Source organism: Aeromonas sp. s11 (assembly GCF_040907945.1).
In the GTDB taxonomy this organism is placed as follows: domain Bacteria; phylum Pseudomonadota; class Gammaproteobacteria; order Enterobacterales; family Aeromonadaceae; genus Aeromonas; species Aeromonas veronii.
The window spans coordinates 103,512-117,241 of the sequence record NZ_JBFOCU010000053.1; the positions used below are offsets into that span (position 1 = coordinate 103,512).

The 13,730-nt window shown below is 56.8% G+C and carries 12 protein-coding genes; 6 read left to right on the forward strand and 6 right to left on the reverse strand.

Going from position 1 to position 13,730, the window contains the following annotated elements:
• Positions 1-49: 49 nt before the first annotated feature.
• A complete protein-coding gene (clpA, locus tag AB5Y84_RS14885; protein WP_368177258.1) occupies positions 50-2,305 on the forward strand; it encodes an ATP-dependent Clp protease ATP-binding subunit ClpA in 2,256 nt (751 codons plus the stop codon).
• 68 nt (positions 2,306-2,373) lie between these two features.
• Here the strand turns inward: clpA and infA are convergent, their stop codons facing one another.
• The 3 genes from infA to aat form a co-directional block, all read right to left on the reverse strand.
• Positions 2,374-2,592 carry a translation initiation factor IF-1 gene (gene infA / locus AB5Y84_RS14890; protein ID WP_005300033.1) on the reverse strand — a complete coding sequence of 73 codons (219 nt, stop codon included), beginning with the start codon at positions 2,590-2,592 and terminating at the stop codon, positions 2,374-2,376.
• Positions 2,593-2,660: 68 nt separating this feature from the next.
• Positions 2,661-3,377: an arginyltransferase gene (locus tag AB5Y84_RS14895; protein ID WP_005337108.1), complete on the reverse strand. Its 717-nt coding sequence runs from the start codon at positions 3,375-3,377 to the stop codon at positions 2,661-2,663.
• Positions 3,374-4,081 carry a leucyl/phenylalanyl-tRNA--protein transferase gene (aat, locus tag AB5Y84_RS14900; RefSeq protein ID WP_005337106.1) on the reverse strand — a complete coding sequence of 236 codons (708 nt, stop codon included), beginning with the start codon at positions 4,079-4,081 and terminating at the stop codon, positions 3,374-3,376. Before aat ends, AB5Y84_RS14895 begins: the two co-directional genes overlap by 4 nt.
• Before the next feature lie 19 nt (positions 4,082-4,100).
• Here aat and AB5Y84_RS14905 point away from each other — a divergent pair, with 19 nt between their 5' ends.
• Positions 4,101-4,571, forward strand: a complete 471-nt coding sequence (locus AB5Y84_RS14905) for a glycine zipper 2TM domain-containing protein (RefSeq protein ID WP_005337104.1) — start codon at positions 4,101-4,103, stop codon at positions 4,569-4,571.
• Here the strand turns inward: AB5Y84_RS14905 and AB5Y84_RS14910 are convergent.
• The 3 genes from AB5Y84_RS14910 to ald all read right to left on the reverse strand — a co-directional run bounded on the left by AB5Y84_RS14910 (position 4,565) and on the right by ald (position 8,148).
• The gene (locus AB5Y84_RS14910) at positions 4,565-5,797 is read right to left on the reverse strand and encodes a diguanylate cyclase (protein ID WP_005337103.1); all 1,233 of its coding nucleotides are present in this window, start codon (positions 5,795-5,797) and stop codon (positions 4,565-4,567) included. The genes AB5Y84_RS14905 and AB5Y84_RS14910 overlap by 7 nt on opposite strands.
• 100 nt (positions 5,798-5,897) lie before the next feature.
• Positions 5,898-6,848, reverse strand: coding sequence for a thioredoxin-disulfide reductase (gene trxB / locus AB5Y84_RS14915; RefSeq protein ID WP_368177259.1), 951 nt, complete (start codon positions 6,846-6,848; stop codon positions 5,898-5,900).
• Positions 6,849-7,032: 184 nt separating this feature from the next.
• A complete protein-coding gene (gene ald, locus AB5Y84_RS14920; RefSeq protein ID WP_005337098.1) occupies positions 7,033-8,148 on the reverse strand; it encodes an alanine dehydrogenase in 1,116 nt (371 codons plus the stop codon).
• Positions 8,149-8,298: 150 nt separating this feature from the next.
• Between ald and lrp the strand changes: the two genes are divergently transcribed.
• The 4 genes from lrp (at position 8,299) to AB5Y84_RS14940 (ending at position 13,689) form a co-directional block, all read left to right on the forward strand.
• A complete protein-coding gene (gene lrp, locus AB5Y84_RS14925) occupies positions 8,299-8,790 on the forward strand; it encodes a leucine-responsive transcriptional regulator Lrp (RefSeq protein WP_005300047.1) in 492 nt (163 codons plus the stop codon).
• Positions 8,791-8,992: 202 nt separating this feature from the next.
• The gene (locus tag AB5Y84_RS14930) at positions 8,993-11,509 is read left to right on the forward strand and encodes a DNA translocase FtsK 4TM domain-containing protein (RefSeq protein ID WP_368177260.1); all 2,517 of its coding nucleotides are present in this window, start codon (positions 8,993-8,995) and stop codon (positions 11,507-11,509) included.
• Between the two features lie 80 nt (positions 11,510-11,589).
• Positions 11,590-12,198 (forward strand): outer membrane lipoprotein chaperone LolA, encoded by a 609-nt coding sequence (gene lolA / locus AB5Y84_RS14935; protein WP_236396459.1) that lies wholly within the window; start codon positions 11,590-11,592, stop codon positions 12,196-12,198.
• A gap of 153 nt (positions 12,199-12,351) precedes the next feature.
• Complete coding sequence (locus AB5Y84_RS14940) at positions 12,352-13,689, forward strand: replication-associated recombination protein A (protein ID WP_368177261.1); 1,338 nt, start codon at positions 12,352-12,354, stop codon at positions 13,687-13,689.
• Positions 13,690-13,730: the final 41 nt, after the last annotated feature.

Below are 13,730 nucleotides of genomic sequence, written 5' to 3' on the forward strand. Positions count from 1 at the left end.
TTGATGGCGAGTGTGACATCACATTGTAGCTGTACTAGGGGAGGTGCCTATGTTGAATAAAGATCTAGAAAAGACGCTGAACGAGGCTTTCAAACTGGCCCGTGACGAGCGCCACGAATTCATGACCGTCGAGCACCTGTTGTTAGCCCTTCTGGATAACAGTTCAGCCCATGAGGCGCTGAGCTCCTGTGGTGCCGATGTCGAGCAGATGCGCAAGGAGATCCGCGCATTCATCACCCAAACTACTCCGCTCATACCGCGCGACGATGAAGATCGTGAAACCCAGCCGACACTGGGCTTCCAGCGCGTGTTGCAGCGTGCCGTCTTCCATGTGCAATCCTCCGGCAATACCGAAGTCAGCGGCGCCAACGTGCTGGTCGCTATCTTCAGTGAGCAGGAGTCACAAGCTGCCTATTTCCTGAAAAAAGCCGAGATCAGCCGTCTCGACGTCGTCAATTTCCTCTCCCACGGGGTGCGCAAGGATAACAAGCCGGATCTCGGCAGCAATAACAATCCCGAGTCTGATGATGATGTTTCGGCCGCCCAGATCGAAAGCTTTGCCACCAACCTGAACCAGCTGGTGCTGGAAGGGCGCATCGATCCGCTGATTGGTCGTGATCAGGAGCTCAACCGTACCATTCAGGTGCTCTGCCGCCGTCGCAAGAACAACCCGCTGCTGGTGGGTGAAGCGGGCGTGGGTAAAACCGCCATTGCCGAAGGGTTGGCTTACCGTATCGTTAAAGGCGATGTGCCCGAGGTGATTGCGGGCAGTACCATCTATTCGCTGGATATGGGTTCTCTGCTGGCGGGCACCAAGTACCGTGGTGATTTCGAGAAGCGCCTCAAGGTACTGCTCAAGCAGATTGAGCGTCAGGAAGGGGCCATCCTCTTTATCGACGAGATCCATACCATCATTGGTGCCGGTGCAGCTTCCGGTGGTCAGCTGGATGCGGCCAACCTGATCAAGCCACTGCTCTCCAATGGTTTGCTCCGCTGTGTGGGCTCCACCACTTATCAGGAGTACGCCCAGATCTTCGAGAAAGACCGTGCGCTGGCCCGTCGCTTCCAGAAGATCGATATTGTCGAGCCGACTATCGATGATACCACTCGCATCCTGATGGGGCTCAAGAGTCGCTACGAAGCCCACCACGGCGTGCGCTATACCGCCAAGGCGATCCGTGCAGCTGCCGAGCTTTCTGCCAAGTACATCAATGATCGTCACCTACCCGACAAGGCGATCGATGTGATCGACGAGGCGGGCGCCGGTCAACGGTTGCTGCCGGCGAGCAAGCGCAAGAAAGTGATCAATGTGCAGGAAATTGAGTCCATTGTGGCCAAGATCGCCCGCATTCCGGAAAAATCAGTCTCCTCTTCAGATAAAGAAGTACTGAAGAACCTGGAGCGCAATCTGAAGATGGTGGTCTTTGGTCAGGATAAAGCCATCGAGGTGCTGACCGATGCGATTCGCCTGTCACGCTCCGGACTTGGCAACGAGCGTCGCCCGGTTGGTTGCTTCCTGTTTGCCGGTCCTACCGGTGTCGGTAAAACAGAGGTGACCCAGCAGTTGGGCAAGGCGCTGGGGGTGGAGATGCTGCGCTTTGATATGTCTGAGTATATGGAGCGTCACACCGTCTCACGTCTGATTGGTGCGCCTCCCGGCTATGTCGGTTTTGAGCAGGGTGGTCTGCTGACTGATGCGGTGATCAAGCATCCTCATTCCGTTGTGTTGCTTGACGAAATTGAGAAAGCTCACCCGGACGTATTCAATCTGCTGTTGCAGGTGATGGACAACGGCACCCTGACCGACAACAACGGGCGCAAGGCGGATTTCCGTAACGTCATTTTGGTGATGACTACCAACGCCGGTGTGCAGGAGACCCAGCGCAAATCGATTGGCTTCCAGCAACAGGATTTGAGCCACGATGCCATGGCGGTGATCAACAAGACCTTCAGTCCGGAGTTTCGTAACCGGCTTGATCACACCATCTGGTTCAACCATCTCGATATGACGGTGATCCATCAGGTGGTCGACAAGTTCATTGTCGAATTGCAGGTTCAACTGGATGCGAAGGGAGTTTCTCTCGAGGTGTCCGAGCGTGCCCGCCACTGGTTGGCAGAGAAGGGATATGACAGAGCCATGGGCGCCAGACCGATGGGGCGGGTGATCCAGGAGCACCTCAAGAAACCCCTGGCCAACGAGATCCTGTTTGGTTCACTGGTTGACGGGGGAATAGTGAAGGTTGAGTTGGTAAATGACAGCCTCAGCTTTGATTTTAAGGTCAATGTTGAAGCTGTTTCCCACTAAGCGTCAGTTATCAGAAAACGACAAAAAACCCCAACCGAAAGGTTGGGGTTTTTTGCTGAATTCCTGGCTTAGCGAGAGCGGAAAACAATACGTCCCTTGGAGAGATCGTAGGGAGTCAGTGCTACCGTTACTTTGTCTCCAGTCAGGATACGAATGTAGTTTTTGCGCATCTTGCCTGAAATATGAGCGATAACCACGTGACCATTCTCCAGTTCCACACGGAACATGGTATTGGGCAGGGTTTCGAGAATAGTGCCCTGCATCTCAATACTGTCTTCTTTAGCCATTGAATCCTCTTGATAAGCCACAACAAAAAACCGCTGGATCATGCCGGATTTAAGGCTATGTGTAAAGTTTACTCGGGCTTGGTGTCGATATTTTTCCATTCCCCCTGAATTAACAGCTCATGAGGGAGGTAATTGCGTTTGTAATTCATCTTGCGACACGCCTCTACCAGATAGCCGAGATAGAGCCAGCTTCGCCCTGTTCGCTTGGCCAGATCGAGCTGGCAGAGGATGGCAAAGGTGCCCAGGGAGCGATCGGCATAGTCAGGATCGAAGAAGGTGTACATGGCGCTCAAGGAGTGGGGCAGCAGGTCTGTGGTGGCGACACCGATCAGGCGGCCCTCTTTGCGCATCTCTAGGTAGAGCGGCGGCATCCAGTCACAATGGAGAAACCCGCGATACTGGCTGCGGTTGGGGGGATACATGCTGCCATCGTGATGGCGTTCGCGGATATAACGTTCGTAGAGCAGGTAATACTCGGGTTTGTCATCATAGCTCAGGACGATCTCGATATCCCTGTTGAGCTGGCGGATCCGTTTCTGGCCGCGGCTGGGGCGAAAGCGCTCGCTGTGAATACGAAGGGATTGGCAGGCATGGCACGCCGGGCAGTGGGGACGATAGATGTCGTTGCCACTGCGGCGAAAACCGGCAGTCAACAGTCGCTCGTAACCGTTGGCGTTGAGCAGATTGTGATCCATCAGCACCAGCAACTGCTCCTGTTCATGGTCCAGATAACTGCAGGGATGCTTGGGAGTCAGCCCTACTTTGAGGATCACTTCTTCAGTCATAAGCTGATCTCCCCCTCTTGCCAGCAGGAAGCCAATAGTGGTTGATGGCCAAGGCGCGCCAGCTCAGCCAGAAAACGGGTCCGTGGCCACTCCTCGATACCTAGGGTCGCCAGAAACGGGTTTTGCATCTGGCAATCGATGAGGGCGCCGCGATGGCGTGCGAAGTGGCGACAGAGTGCCACCATCGCCAGCTTGGCGCCGTTATCAATCCGACTGAACATGGATTCACCGCAAAACAGTCGGCCGATAGAGAGGCCATACAGTCCCGCTTGCAGCTCTCCCTCCTGCCAGATCTCGATAGAGTGGGCATGGCCCAGCCGATGCAACTGCTGGTAGGCCTCGATCATGGGCTGGCTGATCCAGGTGCCATCGGCAGTGCGACGAGGGGCGGCGCAGGCGGTAATGACTTCATTAAAGGCGCGATTGACAGAAATATCGAATGGGGTACGGCGGATAATCTTCTGCAGTGTCCGCCCCACATGGAGTTGGTCGGGACGGATCACTCCGCGGGGATCCGGTGACCACCACAGGGTCGGCTGGTGGGGTTCATTCCACGGGAAGATCCCCTTGTGGTAAGCTGCCAGCAATCTGGCCGGGGAGAGATCTCCGCCGATCGCCAGCAAGCCGTTGGGCTCTTCCAGCGCATGGTTGGGGTCGGGAAACCAGCAAAGCTCATCATCCAGTTGGGTAAGATAGCGAGACATAAGGCAACGAGGTTCATAGATGAAGGCCATTATCCTGATAGTATCCAGCTTGCTCTGCTTTGTCACGGCGCCCGCCGGGGCGGAGGTCTACCAGCGCAATACCGCGCGGCCAGTCAATCAGGTGGTGTTTGGTCAGGTCGAAACGGTGCGCAATATTACCCAGCGCCAGATCCTGGAGTCCGAGCACTCTGGCTGGAAGACGCTGGGAGGGGCTGTGTTGGGCGGCCTGCTGGGGAACCAGTTTGGTGGCGGTCATGGCCGTGAAATAGCCACCGCCGTCGGCGCGCTCGCAGGTGCTGCGGCTGCGCAGCAATACCAGTCCGGGGGAACCGTGGTGGAAAACAAGCTGGTGGAGCTGCTGATCCGCAACGAGCAAAATGCCCTTATCAACGTGATCCAGGATTATGATCCCGCCATGGTCTTTGCCAATGGAGACAAGGTGCGCATTCTCTACTTCGATGATGGGGTGCGGGTGGATAAAACCTATTGATGCTCATGTTGCATGATGCAGTTGCGGCCAGCATGCTTGGCTTGATAGAGCAGTTGGTCTGCATCGTTGAGTAGGTTACCTAGCTCATCCGATGGGGTGTTGGTGATGCCAAAACTTATGGTTATCGAAAAGACAGCATTGTCTACCCTGATCTCTTCCTGTGATATTGCCACTCTAAACTGGTCTAGTCGCTCAAGCAGGCATGAGAAACTTGGTTGTTTACTGAGAATGCAAAACTCTTCTCCGCCGAGTCTGGCCACCAACTCTTCCTTGAAGTATTCCTTTAACTTCCCTGCGACCAGTTTAAGTACATTGTCGCCGATGTGATGCCCATGTTGGTCATTGACACGTTTGAAGTGATCGATATCGAGTAAACAGGCCGTCAGCGTAGGCTGTTCTTGCAGCCATTTGTTGCCGTGTTCGAACAGAAAACGGCGGTTGTAGAGATTGGTTAGATAGTCGCGATTGGCTGTATCACGGATGGTATCCATTAGCTCCAGTGTCTCCAGATTATGGCCAACCCGGCAGTAAAGCTCTTCGGGGGTGAACGGTTTGCTCAAAAAATCATTTGCCCCCAGTTTGATGAATCGGGCTGAAAGCGTTTTGTCTTCAGAGCTGGAGAGTCCAAGAATAGCGAGAGACTGTTTATCGAAGATGTCCCGTAGTCGCCGAACCAACTCTATACCATCCATCTGTGGCATTAGATAATCGGTCACGATAAGACGAATGGTAGGATGCTCCCTGAGCAGGTGTAATGCTTGTTGGCCTGATTCGGCTTCAAAGACGGTCAATAACTGACGACGTAGCAGGTTGGCAATATGGTGGCGTGACATCATCGAATCGTCCACTACCATGACCTCGATAGCGCGGTTATTAGAGAGGCGTCTTACCATACTGACAGTGTATTGAGCACTGAAGCGGGAATCCTTGATGATGTAGTCAAGTGCACCTTGTTCGAGCCAATAGCGTCTGGAGTCTTCGTTGAGGTTAGCCGTCAGGATAATGACAGGCACCCCACGAGCTAATAATGCGCTGGCCGCTTCACCATTTGGTGCATCGGGCAATGTCAAATCGACTAACGCCACAAAATAGTCACCATGATGTTTGGCTAGACACTCGGCCAGGGTATATACAGCATCCACTTCCAGATTGAGATGTTGGCGGATGGCTTGTGTCAGCATACGGCTTATGGTCTGACTATCTTCCACCAGAAGAAGTTTATTCATTACGCGAGTTCCCTGCGAGAGCGACATTCTATCCAATAAAGCAAAAGGTATACCAGAGTATACCTTTTGCCAGTCATTGCGTTGTTAGAGAGCCGTGCTTTTATTGCGCGTCGAGGTAGCGTTCGGCATCGAGGGCTGCCATGCAGCCGGTACCGGCAGAGGTGATCGCCTGACGGTAGTTGTGGTCGGCCACGTCGCCGGCAGCGAAGACACCTTCAATGCTGGTCTGGGTGGCAAAACCGTCGAGGCCGCCACGTACCTTCAGATAGCCGTTTTGCATCTCCAGCTGGCCATCGAAGATCTGGGTATTGGGCTGGTGGCCGATGGCGATGAAGATGCCCATCAGCGGCAGCTCGCTGGTGCTGTTGTCCTGAGTGTTGCGCAGGCGCACACCGGTGACCCCCATCTGATCGCCCAGCACTTCGTCCAGGGTCTGGTGGGTGTGCAGCACGATGTTGCCGCTCGCAACCTTGTCGTGCAGACGCTTGATCAGGATCTTCTCGGCACGGAATTCGTCGCGGCGGTGGATCAGGTGCACTTTCTTGGCGATGTTGGCCAGATACAAGGCCTCTTCCACAGCGGTGTTGCCGCCGCCGATCACCGCCACTTCCTGATTGCGGTAGAAGAAACCGTCACAGGTGGCACAGGCAGAGACGCCGCGCCCCTTGAAGGCTTCTTCGGAGGGCAAACCCAGATACTTGGCGGAGGCGCCGGTCGCGATGATCAGGGCATCGCAGGTGTACTCGCCGTTGTCGCCCTTGAGACGGAACGGGCGCTGAGTCAGTTCGACACTGTTGATGTGATCAAACAGGATGCGGGTATCGAACTTCTCTGCATGGGCTTTCATGCGCTCCATCAGGGCAGGGCCGGTCAGCCCTTCCGGATCACCTGGCCAGTTCTCCACTTCGGTGGTGGTGGTCAGCTGACCCCCTTGCTGCATGCCGGTGATGAGCAGGGGATTGAGGTTGGCGCGGGCGGCATAGACGGCCGCGGTGTAACCGGCCGGGCCTGACCCTAAGATCAGCAATTTGCTGTGAGTGACTTGGCTCATGATGTCATTTCCGGGATGTGATGAGTTTGCGCGATTGTAGGTAATTCGTGATCCGGGGTCAAAGGCTGGTGAGTCGATTGCACTAATCGTGTTCACAAGGGGTGACATGCAAAATAAAGGAATAAAAAACCGCCCATCGCGGGCGGATTTTCACTCATCTCCAACTGGCGCAGGCCAGCGCAGATCAGTTCAGCAGGGTCAGGGGATCCGTGTAGGCAAGGCCATGTGCCACGGCCACTTCCTTGCAAGTGAGCTTGCCCTCCATCACGTTGAGCCCGTGCAACAGGTTGGGGTCGCTCAGCAGTGCCTGACGATACCCTTGCTGGGCCAGCTTGATGATAAAGGGGAGGGTGGCATTGTTGAGCGCCACGGTCGAGGTGCGGGCCACCGCCCCCGGCATGTTGGCGACACAGTAGTGCACCACCTCATCGACAATATAGGTCGGATCCTGGTGGGTGGTGGCGTGGGAGGTTTCCACACAGCCGCCCTGATCGATGGCCACATCGACGATGGCAGAACCCGGCTTCATGCGCGCAATGTGGTCACGGCGGACAAGTTTTGGCGCAGTGGCACCCGGCACCAGCACGCCGCCGATGACCAGATCGGCCGCCAGCAGATGACGCTCCAGCGTCTCGCTGTTGGAGTAAACCACCTTGGCCGCTCCCTGGAACTCGTTATCGAGACGGCGCAGGGTATCGACGTTGTTGTCGAGGATGGTGACATCCGCGCGCAGGCCAATGGCCATGCGGGCTGCATTGGAGCCGACCACGCCGCCGCCGATGATCACCACCTTGGCCGGTTCGACACCGGGTACGCCGCCGAGCAGCACACCGCTACCACCGCGCGATTTTTCCAGCGCCTGGGCACCCGCCTGAATAGACATGCGTCCGGCCACTTCTGACATGGGGGCCAGCAGGGGCAGGCCGCCACGGCCGTCGGTGACGGTTTCATAGGCGATACAGATTGCGCCGCTTTTCAGCAGGGCTTCGGTCTGGGGCAAGTCTGGCGCCAGATGCAGATAGGTGAACAGGGTTTGACCCGGACGCAGCATGGCACATTCGACAGGCTGAGGTTCCTTGACCTTGACGATCATCTCGGCTTTGGCGAAAACCTCTGCTGCAGAGGCCAAAATTTCGGCTCCAACAGCGATATAATCTGCATCGCTGAAGCCAATGCCGTTTCCGGCACCGCTTTGGACGAAAACAGTATGGTTTCGTGCTGTCAGTTCACGTACACTGGCCGGAACCATGCCTACGCGGTATTCATGGTTTTTTATCTCTTTAGGTACACCGATAATCATGCTATCCCTCGTCTATAGATTGGTGTTTCATGTTGCCAAAATGTTAACCAACATTTGCGCCTAGTATATTCAGGTATTGACAGGATTTGTGACCATAATTATAAAATGACTGGTGATTCTTACCAAAAAATAGCCAAAGGATGGAATAAAATGATGGAAGCTAAGAGTCGGCTAAAGGATTTGGACAGGATTGACCGCAACATTCTTAATGAACTGCAAAAGGATGGCAGGATTTCGAATGTTGAGTTGTCCAAGCGAGTTGGCCTGAGTCCTACACCGTGTCTGGAACGGGTTCGTCGCCTCGAGCGACAAGGTTATATCGAAGGATATGCCGCTATTCTGAACCCTCATTATCTGGACGCATCTCTGCTGGTGTTTGTAGAGATAACCCTCAATCGCGGGGCGCCTGATGTGTTTGAACAGTTCAACAAGGCTGTTCAGGTGCTCGAAGAGATCCAGGAGTGTCATCTGGTTTCCGGTGACTTCGACTATCTGCTCAAGACCCGAGTCAGCGACATGTCGGCTTACCGCCGTCTGTTGGGGGAAACCCTGCTGCGTCTGCCCGGTGTCAATGACACCCGCACCTACGTGGTGATGGAAGAGGTCAAGCAGAGCAGTCGTCTGGTGATCAGCACCCGATAAAGCAGGTTATGCCGTGGTATCTTCTCCATATGAGACACCATGACAGTCAGAAACGAGCGGCCGGTCCGCTCGTTTCTTCTTGTAAAGATAATTGCAAATATGGCCCCGTCCCATCAGGCTCTGGCTGACAATCGATGGGCTTTTCGGGGATACTAGGCCCCCTTATTTCCTGCATTACATGTTTTCAGAAAGGAGCCGGAGTTTGGCCGATAAAAAGCTGTTTACTCCTTTATCAGGTACACAACGGATCTTCGAAGCCGTCTTGATCGCCATCACCCTGATGGCTGCTTATCTTCTGCTTGCCCTGTTGTCCTATCATCCCGCTGATCCCGGCTGGTCCCAGACCTCCTGGCAAGGGGAGGTGAAGAACCTCGCCGGTAGTGCCGGTGCCTGGCTCGCCGATATCACCATGTTTACCTTTGGTGCCTTCTCCTATCTGGTGCCGCCGCTGGTGGTGCTGCTGGGCTGGAGTCTGTTCTGGCGCCCGAGCCGTCTGCTCGATGTGGATTACCTCACCCTGGGGGTGCGGATCATCGGCTTTATCCTGACTGTGCTTGGCATGTCGGCCATTGCCAGCATGAACTTCAACGACATGCAGAACTTCTCCGCCGGTGGTCTGGTGGGGGATGTAATAGCCTCCGCGGTGGTGCCGCTGTTTGGCGGCGTCGGGGCCAACCTGATGCTGCTCTGCTTCGTGGCAACCGGCATCACCCTGTTTACCGGCTGGTCCTGGCTCACCATCGTCGAGCAGATCGGCGCGGCCTGTACCGGTTCGGTCAGCGCAGTTTACCACTTCCCGACCACCCTCGGCCGCTGGCTGACCGGTGGCTGGCGTCAACCCCGTAACGAGGGGCCGGATCCCTTACTGGAAGGCGGGGTAGGGGCCATCGCGTTTGATGACGAGGAAGATGAGCCGCACACCAGCTGGACTCGCAAGCCCAAGGCCAAGAACCAGAAGGCTGCCTCCGAAGAGTGGCTGCCCGAACTCGACGACGATACCTTCGAGTTCGATCCCCAGTTTGATGATGAAGATGATGAGCCAGCTCCGGCTGCCAAGCCCAAACGTGCGGTGGCGGCCGCCAATGGTCGCCGTCAGCCGGTACTGGCTGTGGCCGATGACGATGATGAGGACGATCTGGATCTGCCCTGGGCCGAAGGGGACGACGAGGTCGCCGCGCCGGTAGCCGTCGCACCAACCAAGCCCAAGCGTCGTCCGCAGTCAACAATGCCGCCGTTGCCCAGTATCGAGCTGCTGGACAGACCGCCAGCCAAGACCCAGATGATGAGCAAGGATGAGCTGGATCGCATGGGTCGTCTGGTGGAGGCCAAGCTTGCCGACTACAACGTGCAGGCCAAGGTGGTCGGTGTCTATCCGGGCCCGGTTATTACCCGTTTCGAGCTGGATCTGGCGCCGGGTATGAAGGCGAGCAAGATCACCAACCTCTCGCGCGATCTGGCCCGCTCCTTGTCTGCCAGCAGTGTGCGAGTGGTTGAGGTGATCCCCGGCAAGACTTATGTCGGTATCGAGCTGCCCAACCGGGTGCGCCAGACCGTTTACCTGCGCGAAACCCTCGACTGCGATGCCTTCCGCGATAGCCGCAACCCGCTCACCATGGGCCTGGGTCAGGACATCGCAGGGGAGCCGGTGGTGGTGAACCTGGCCAAGATGCCGCACCTGCTGGTGGCTGGTACCACAGGTTCCGGTAAGTCGGTGGGGGTCAACACCATGATCATCTCGATGCTCTACAAGTCATCCCCCGATGACCTGCGTTTCATCATGATCGACCCCAAGATGCTGGAACTCTCGGTCTACGAAGGGATCCCGCACCTGCTGACCGAGGTGGTGACCGACATGAAGGATGCCGCCAACGCCCTGCGCTGGTGTGTGGGCGAGATGGAACGCCGTTACAAGCTGATGTCGGCAGTCGGGGTGCGCAACCTCAAGGGCTACAACGACAAGGTACTGGCTGCCATCGAGGAGGGGGAACCCCTGCTGGATCCGTTGTGGCGCCCGGGTGACTCCATGGATCAGATGCCGCCGGAGCTGGAGAAGCTTCCCCACATCGTGGTGGTGGTGGACGAATTTGCCGACATGATGATGATCGTCGGCAAGAAGGTGGAAGAGCTGATCGCCCGTATTGCCCAGAAGGCGCGGGCTGCCGGTATTCACCTCATTCTGGCGACCCAGCGTCCGTCGGTGGATGTGATTACCGGTCTTATCAAGGCCAACATCCCGACCCGGATCTCATTCCAGGTGTCGAGCAAGATCGACTCGCGCACCATCATTGATCAGGGCGGCGCCGAATCTCTGCTCGGTATGGGCGACATGCTCTACATGCCGGCCGGTACCTCCAACCCGACCCGGGTACACGGTGCCTTTGTCGATGACCACGAAGTGCACAAGGTGGTGGCGGACTGGAAACTGCGCGGCGAGCCGAACTACATCGAGGAGATCCTCTCCGGTGAGTCGGGTGGCGAAGGTGGCAGCGGCGAATATGGCGGTGGTGGCGATGAAGAGCTCGACCCCTTGTTCGACGAAGCGGTCGCTTTCGTGGTGGAGTCCCGCCGTGGCTCGACCTCCAGCGTCCAGCGCAAGTTCAAGATTGGTTACAACCGGGCAGCCCGTCTCATCGAGCAGATGGAGAATCAGGGCATCGTCAGCTCACCGGGTGGCAATGGTCAGCGTGACGTGCTGGCACCGCCGCCGGTGCGGGACTAAGCCTCACCGTTTCATACTATCCCTGGCCATGCCCTCCGCGGGCGTGGCCTTTTATCGAGAGCGTCTTTATGAAGAGCGTGATGAAAAAACAACTGTTGATAGGTACCGTGCTGCTGATGGCCAGCAGCCAGGTGTGGGCCGATGCGGCCAGCGATCTCAAACAGAAGCTGGCGGGGGTGAGCCTCTTCTCCGCCAAATTTGCCCAGACCGTCTATGACAGCAAGGGCAAGGAGCTGCAAAAGGCCAGCGGCGATCTGTTGGTGCAGCGGCCAAACCGTTTCAACTGGCACACCACCTCGCCGGACGAGAGCCTGATCGTGGCCGATGGTCAGGATGTCTGGGTCTATGATCCCTTCGTCGAGCAGGTGACCGCCCTCAAGCTGAAAGATGCGGTGCTCAACACCCCCTTTATTCTGATCGCTGGCAATGACGACAAGTTCTGGAAGAACTATGACGTGACCCAGCAGGGGGATGTCTACACCGTCACCAGCCGCAACAAGGATGAGCTGATCGCCTCCTTCCGTGTCACCTTCGACAGACAAGACAACATTAGTCGTTTCGATGTGAAAGAGGCACAAGGGCAGTGGAGTGAATTCACCCTGAGCAGCTTCAACCGCAAGCCGGTGCTCAAGGGCAACGAATTTGTTTTCAAGATCCCGAAGGGGGTCGAGCTGGACGACCAGCGCTAATGAGCAAGCGGTCGTTGGATTGCTCGCCACTGCGCCAGTCAAAGGCGAGTGGCGTGACGCTGGGTGGTCAATACAGATGAGTAACCTCTTATTGGATTTCTCGTCGGACCGTTTTTCCATGGCGGTATCCGTGATACTGAACGGTCAATACAGATGAGCAACTTGTCGCTGGATTTCTCATCGGACTTTCGTCCGCTGGCGGCCCGGATGCGGCCGCAAAACCTCGACCAGTATATCGGTCAGCAACATATCCTGGGGGCTGACAAGCCCCTGCGCAAAGCGATTCTGGCGGGTCACTGCCACTCGATGATCCTGTGGGGGCCGCCCGGTACCGGCAAGACCACGCTGGCGGAGTTGATGGCTCACTACTGCCAGGCGGAAGTGCAGCGACTCTCTGCGGTCACCTCCGGTATCAAGGAGATCCGCGCCGCCATCGACAAGGCGAAGGAGAACAGCTGGCGCGGAGTGCGCACCATCCTGTTTGTGGATGAGGTGCACCGCTTCAACAAGAGCCAGCAGGATGTGTTCCTGCCTCACATCGAGGATGGCACCATCACCTTTATCGGTGCCACCACCGAAAACCCCTCGTTCGAACTCAACAACGCACTGCTCTCCAGGGCCCGGGTCTATCTGCTCAAGCGACTGGAGGAGAGCGATATTCTCGCCATGCTCGATCAGGCGATGACCGATCCCCGTGGTCTCAATGATCCGGCACTCACCTTTGCCCCGGGCGTCAAAGAGGCGTTGGCCAAGGCGGTGGATGGAGACGGGCGTAAATCCCTCAACTATCTGGAGCTGTTGGCCGACATGGCCGAAACCGACAGCACAGGGGCGCGGGTGATCGACAGTGCCCTGCTCGCTGCCGTGGTGGGGGAGCACGTGGCCCGCTTCGACAAGGGGGGCGATCACTTCTACGACCTCATCTCCGCGGTGCACAAATCCATTCGCGGCTCGGCGCCGGATGCGGCGCTCTATTGGTACGCCCGCATGGTGAGCGCCGGTTGCGATCCCCTCTATATTGCCCGCCGCTTGCTGGCGATTGCCTCGGAAGATGTGGGCAATGCCGATCCCCGTGCCATGCAGGTCGCCCTGTCGGCCTGGGATTGTTTCCATCGGGTCGGGCCGGCGGAAGGGGAGCGGGCCATCGCCCAGGCGATCGTCTATCTCGCCTGTGCCCCGAAAAGCAATGCGGTCTACACCGCCTGGAAGGCGGCGCTTCATGATGCCAAAAACCTCCCTGACTTCGAGGTGCCGGTGCACCTGCGCAATGCGCCGACCAAATTGATGAGCGATCTGGGCTATGGCGCCGAGTATCGCTACGCCCATGACGAGCCGGGCGCCTATGCTGCGGGCGAGCAGTATTTCCCGCCCGAGCTTGCCGGCAAGCAGTACTACCAGCCCACCGATCGCGGCCTTGAAAAGCAGATTGGCCAGAAGCTCGATTACCTCCATGAACTGGACAGGCAAAGTCCGCAGCAACGGGGCAAATAGCCCCTTTGTTACCTCGTATGGCTGAAAATTGGTCAGAAGTT

Excerpts from the sequence above, each read along its gene's own strand:
- clpA (WP_368177258.1), top strand. The coding sequence starts at position 50 with ATGTTGAATAAAGATCTAGAAAAGACGCTGAACGAGGCTTTCAAACTG.
- infA (WP_005300033.1), bottom strand. The coding sequence starts at position 2,592 with ATGGCTAAAGAAGACAGTATTGAGATGCAGGGCACTATTCTCGAAACC.
- AB5Y84_RS14895 (WP_005337108.1), bottom strand. The coding sequence starts at position 3,377 with ATGACTGAAGAAGTGATCCTCAAAGTAGGGCTGACTCCCAAGCATCCC.
- aat (WP_005337106.1), bottom strand. The coding sequence starts at position 4,081 with ATGTCTCGCTATCTTACCCAACTGGATGATGAGCTTTGCTGGTTTCCC.
- AB5Y84_RS14905 (WP_005337104.1), top strand. The coding sequence starts at position 4,101 with ATGAAGGCCATTATCCTGATAGTATCCAGCTTGCTCTGCTTTGTCACG.
- AB5Y84_RS14910 (WP_005337103.1), bottom strand. The coding sequence starts at position 5,797 with ATGAATAAACTTCTTCTGGTGGAAGATAGTCAGACCATAAGCCGTATG.
- trxB (WP_368177259.1), bottom strand. The coding sequence starts at position 6,848 with ATGAGCCAAGTCACTCACAGCAAATTGCTGATCTTAGGGTCAGGCCCG.
- ald (WP_005337098.1), bottom strand. The coding sequence starts at position 8,148 with ATGATTATCGGTGTACCTAAAGAGATAAAAAACCATGAATACCGCGTA.
- lrp (WP_005300047.1), top strand. The coding sequence starts at position 8,299 with ATGATGGAAGCTAAGAGTCGGCTAAAGGATTTGGACAGGATTGACCGC.
- lolA (WP_236396459.1), top strand. The coding sequence starts at position 11,590 with ATGAAAAAACAACTGTTGATAGGTACCGTGCTGCTGATGGCCAGCAGC.
- AB5Y84_RS14940 (WP_368177261.1), top strand. The coding sequence starts at position 12,352 with ATGAGCAACTTGTCGCTGGATTTCTCATCGGACTTTCGTCCGCTGGCG.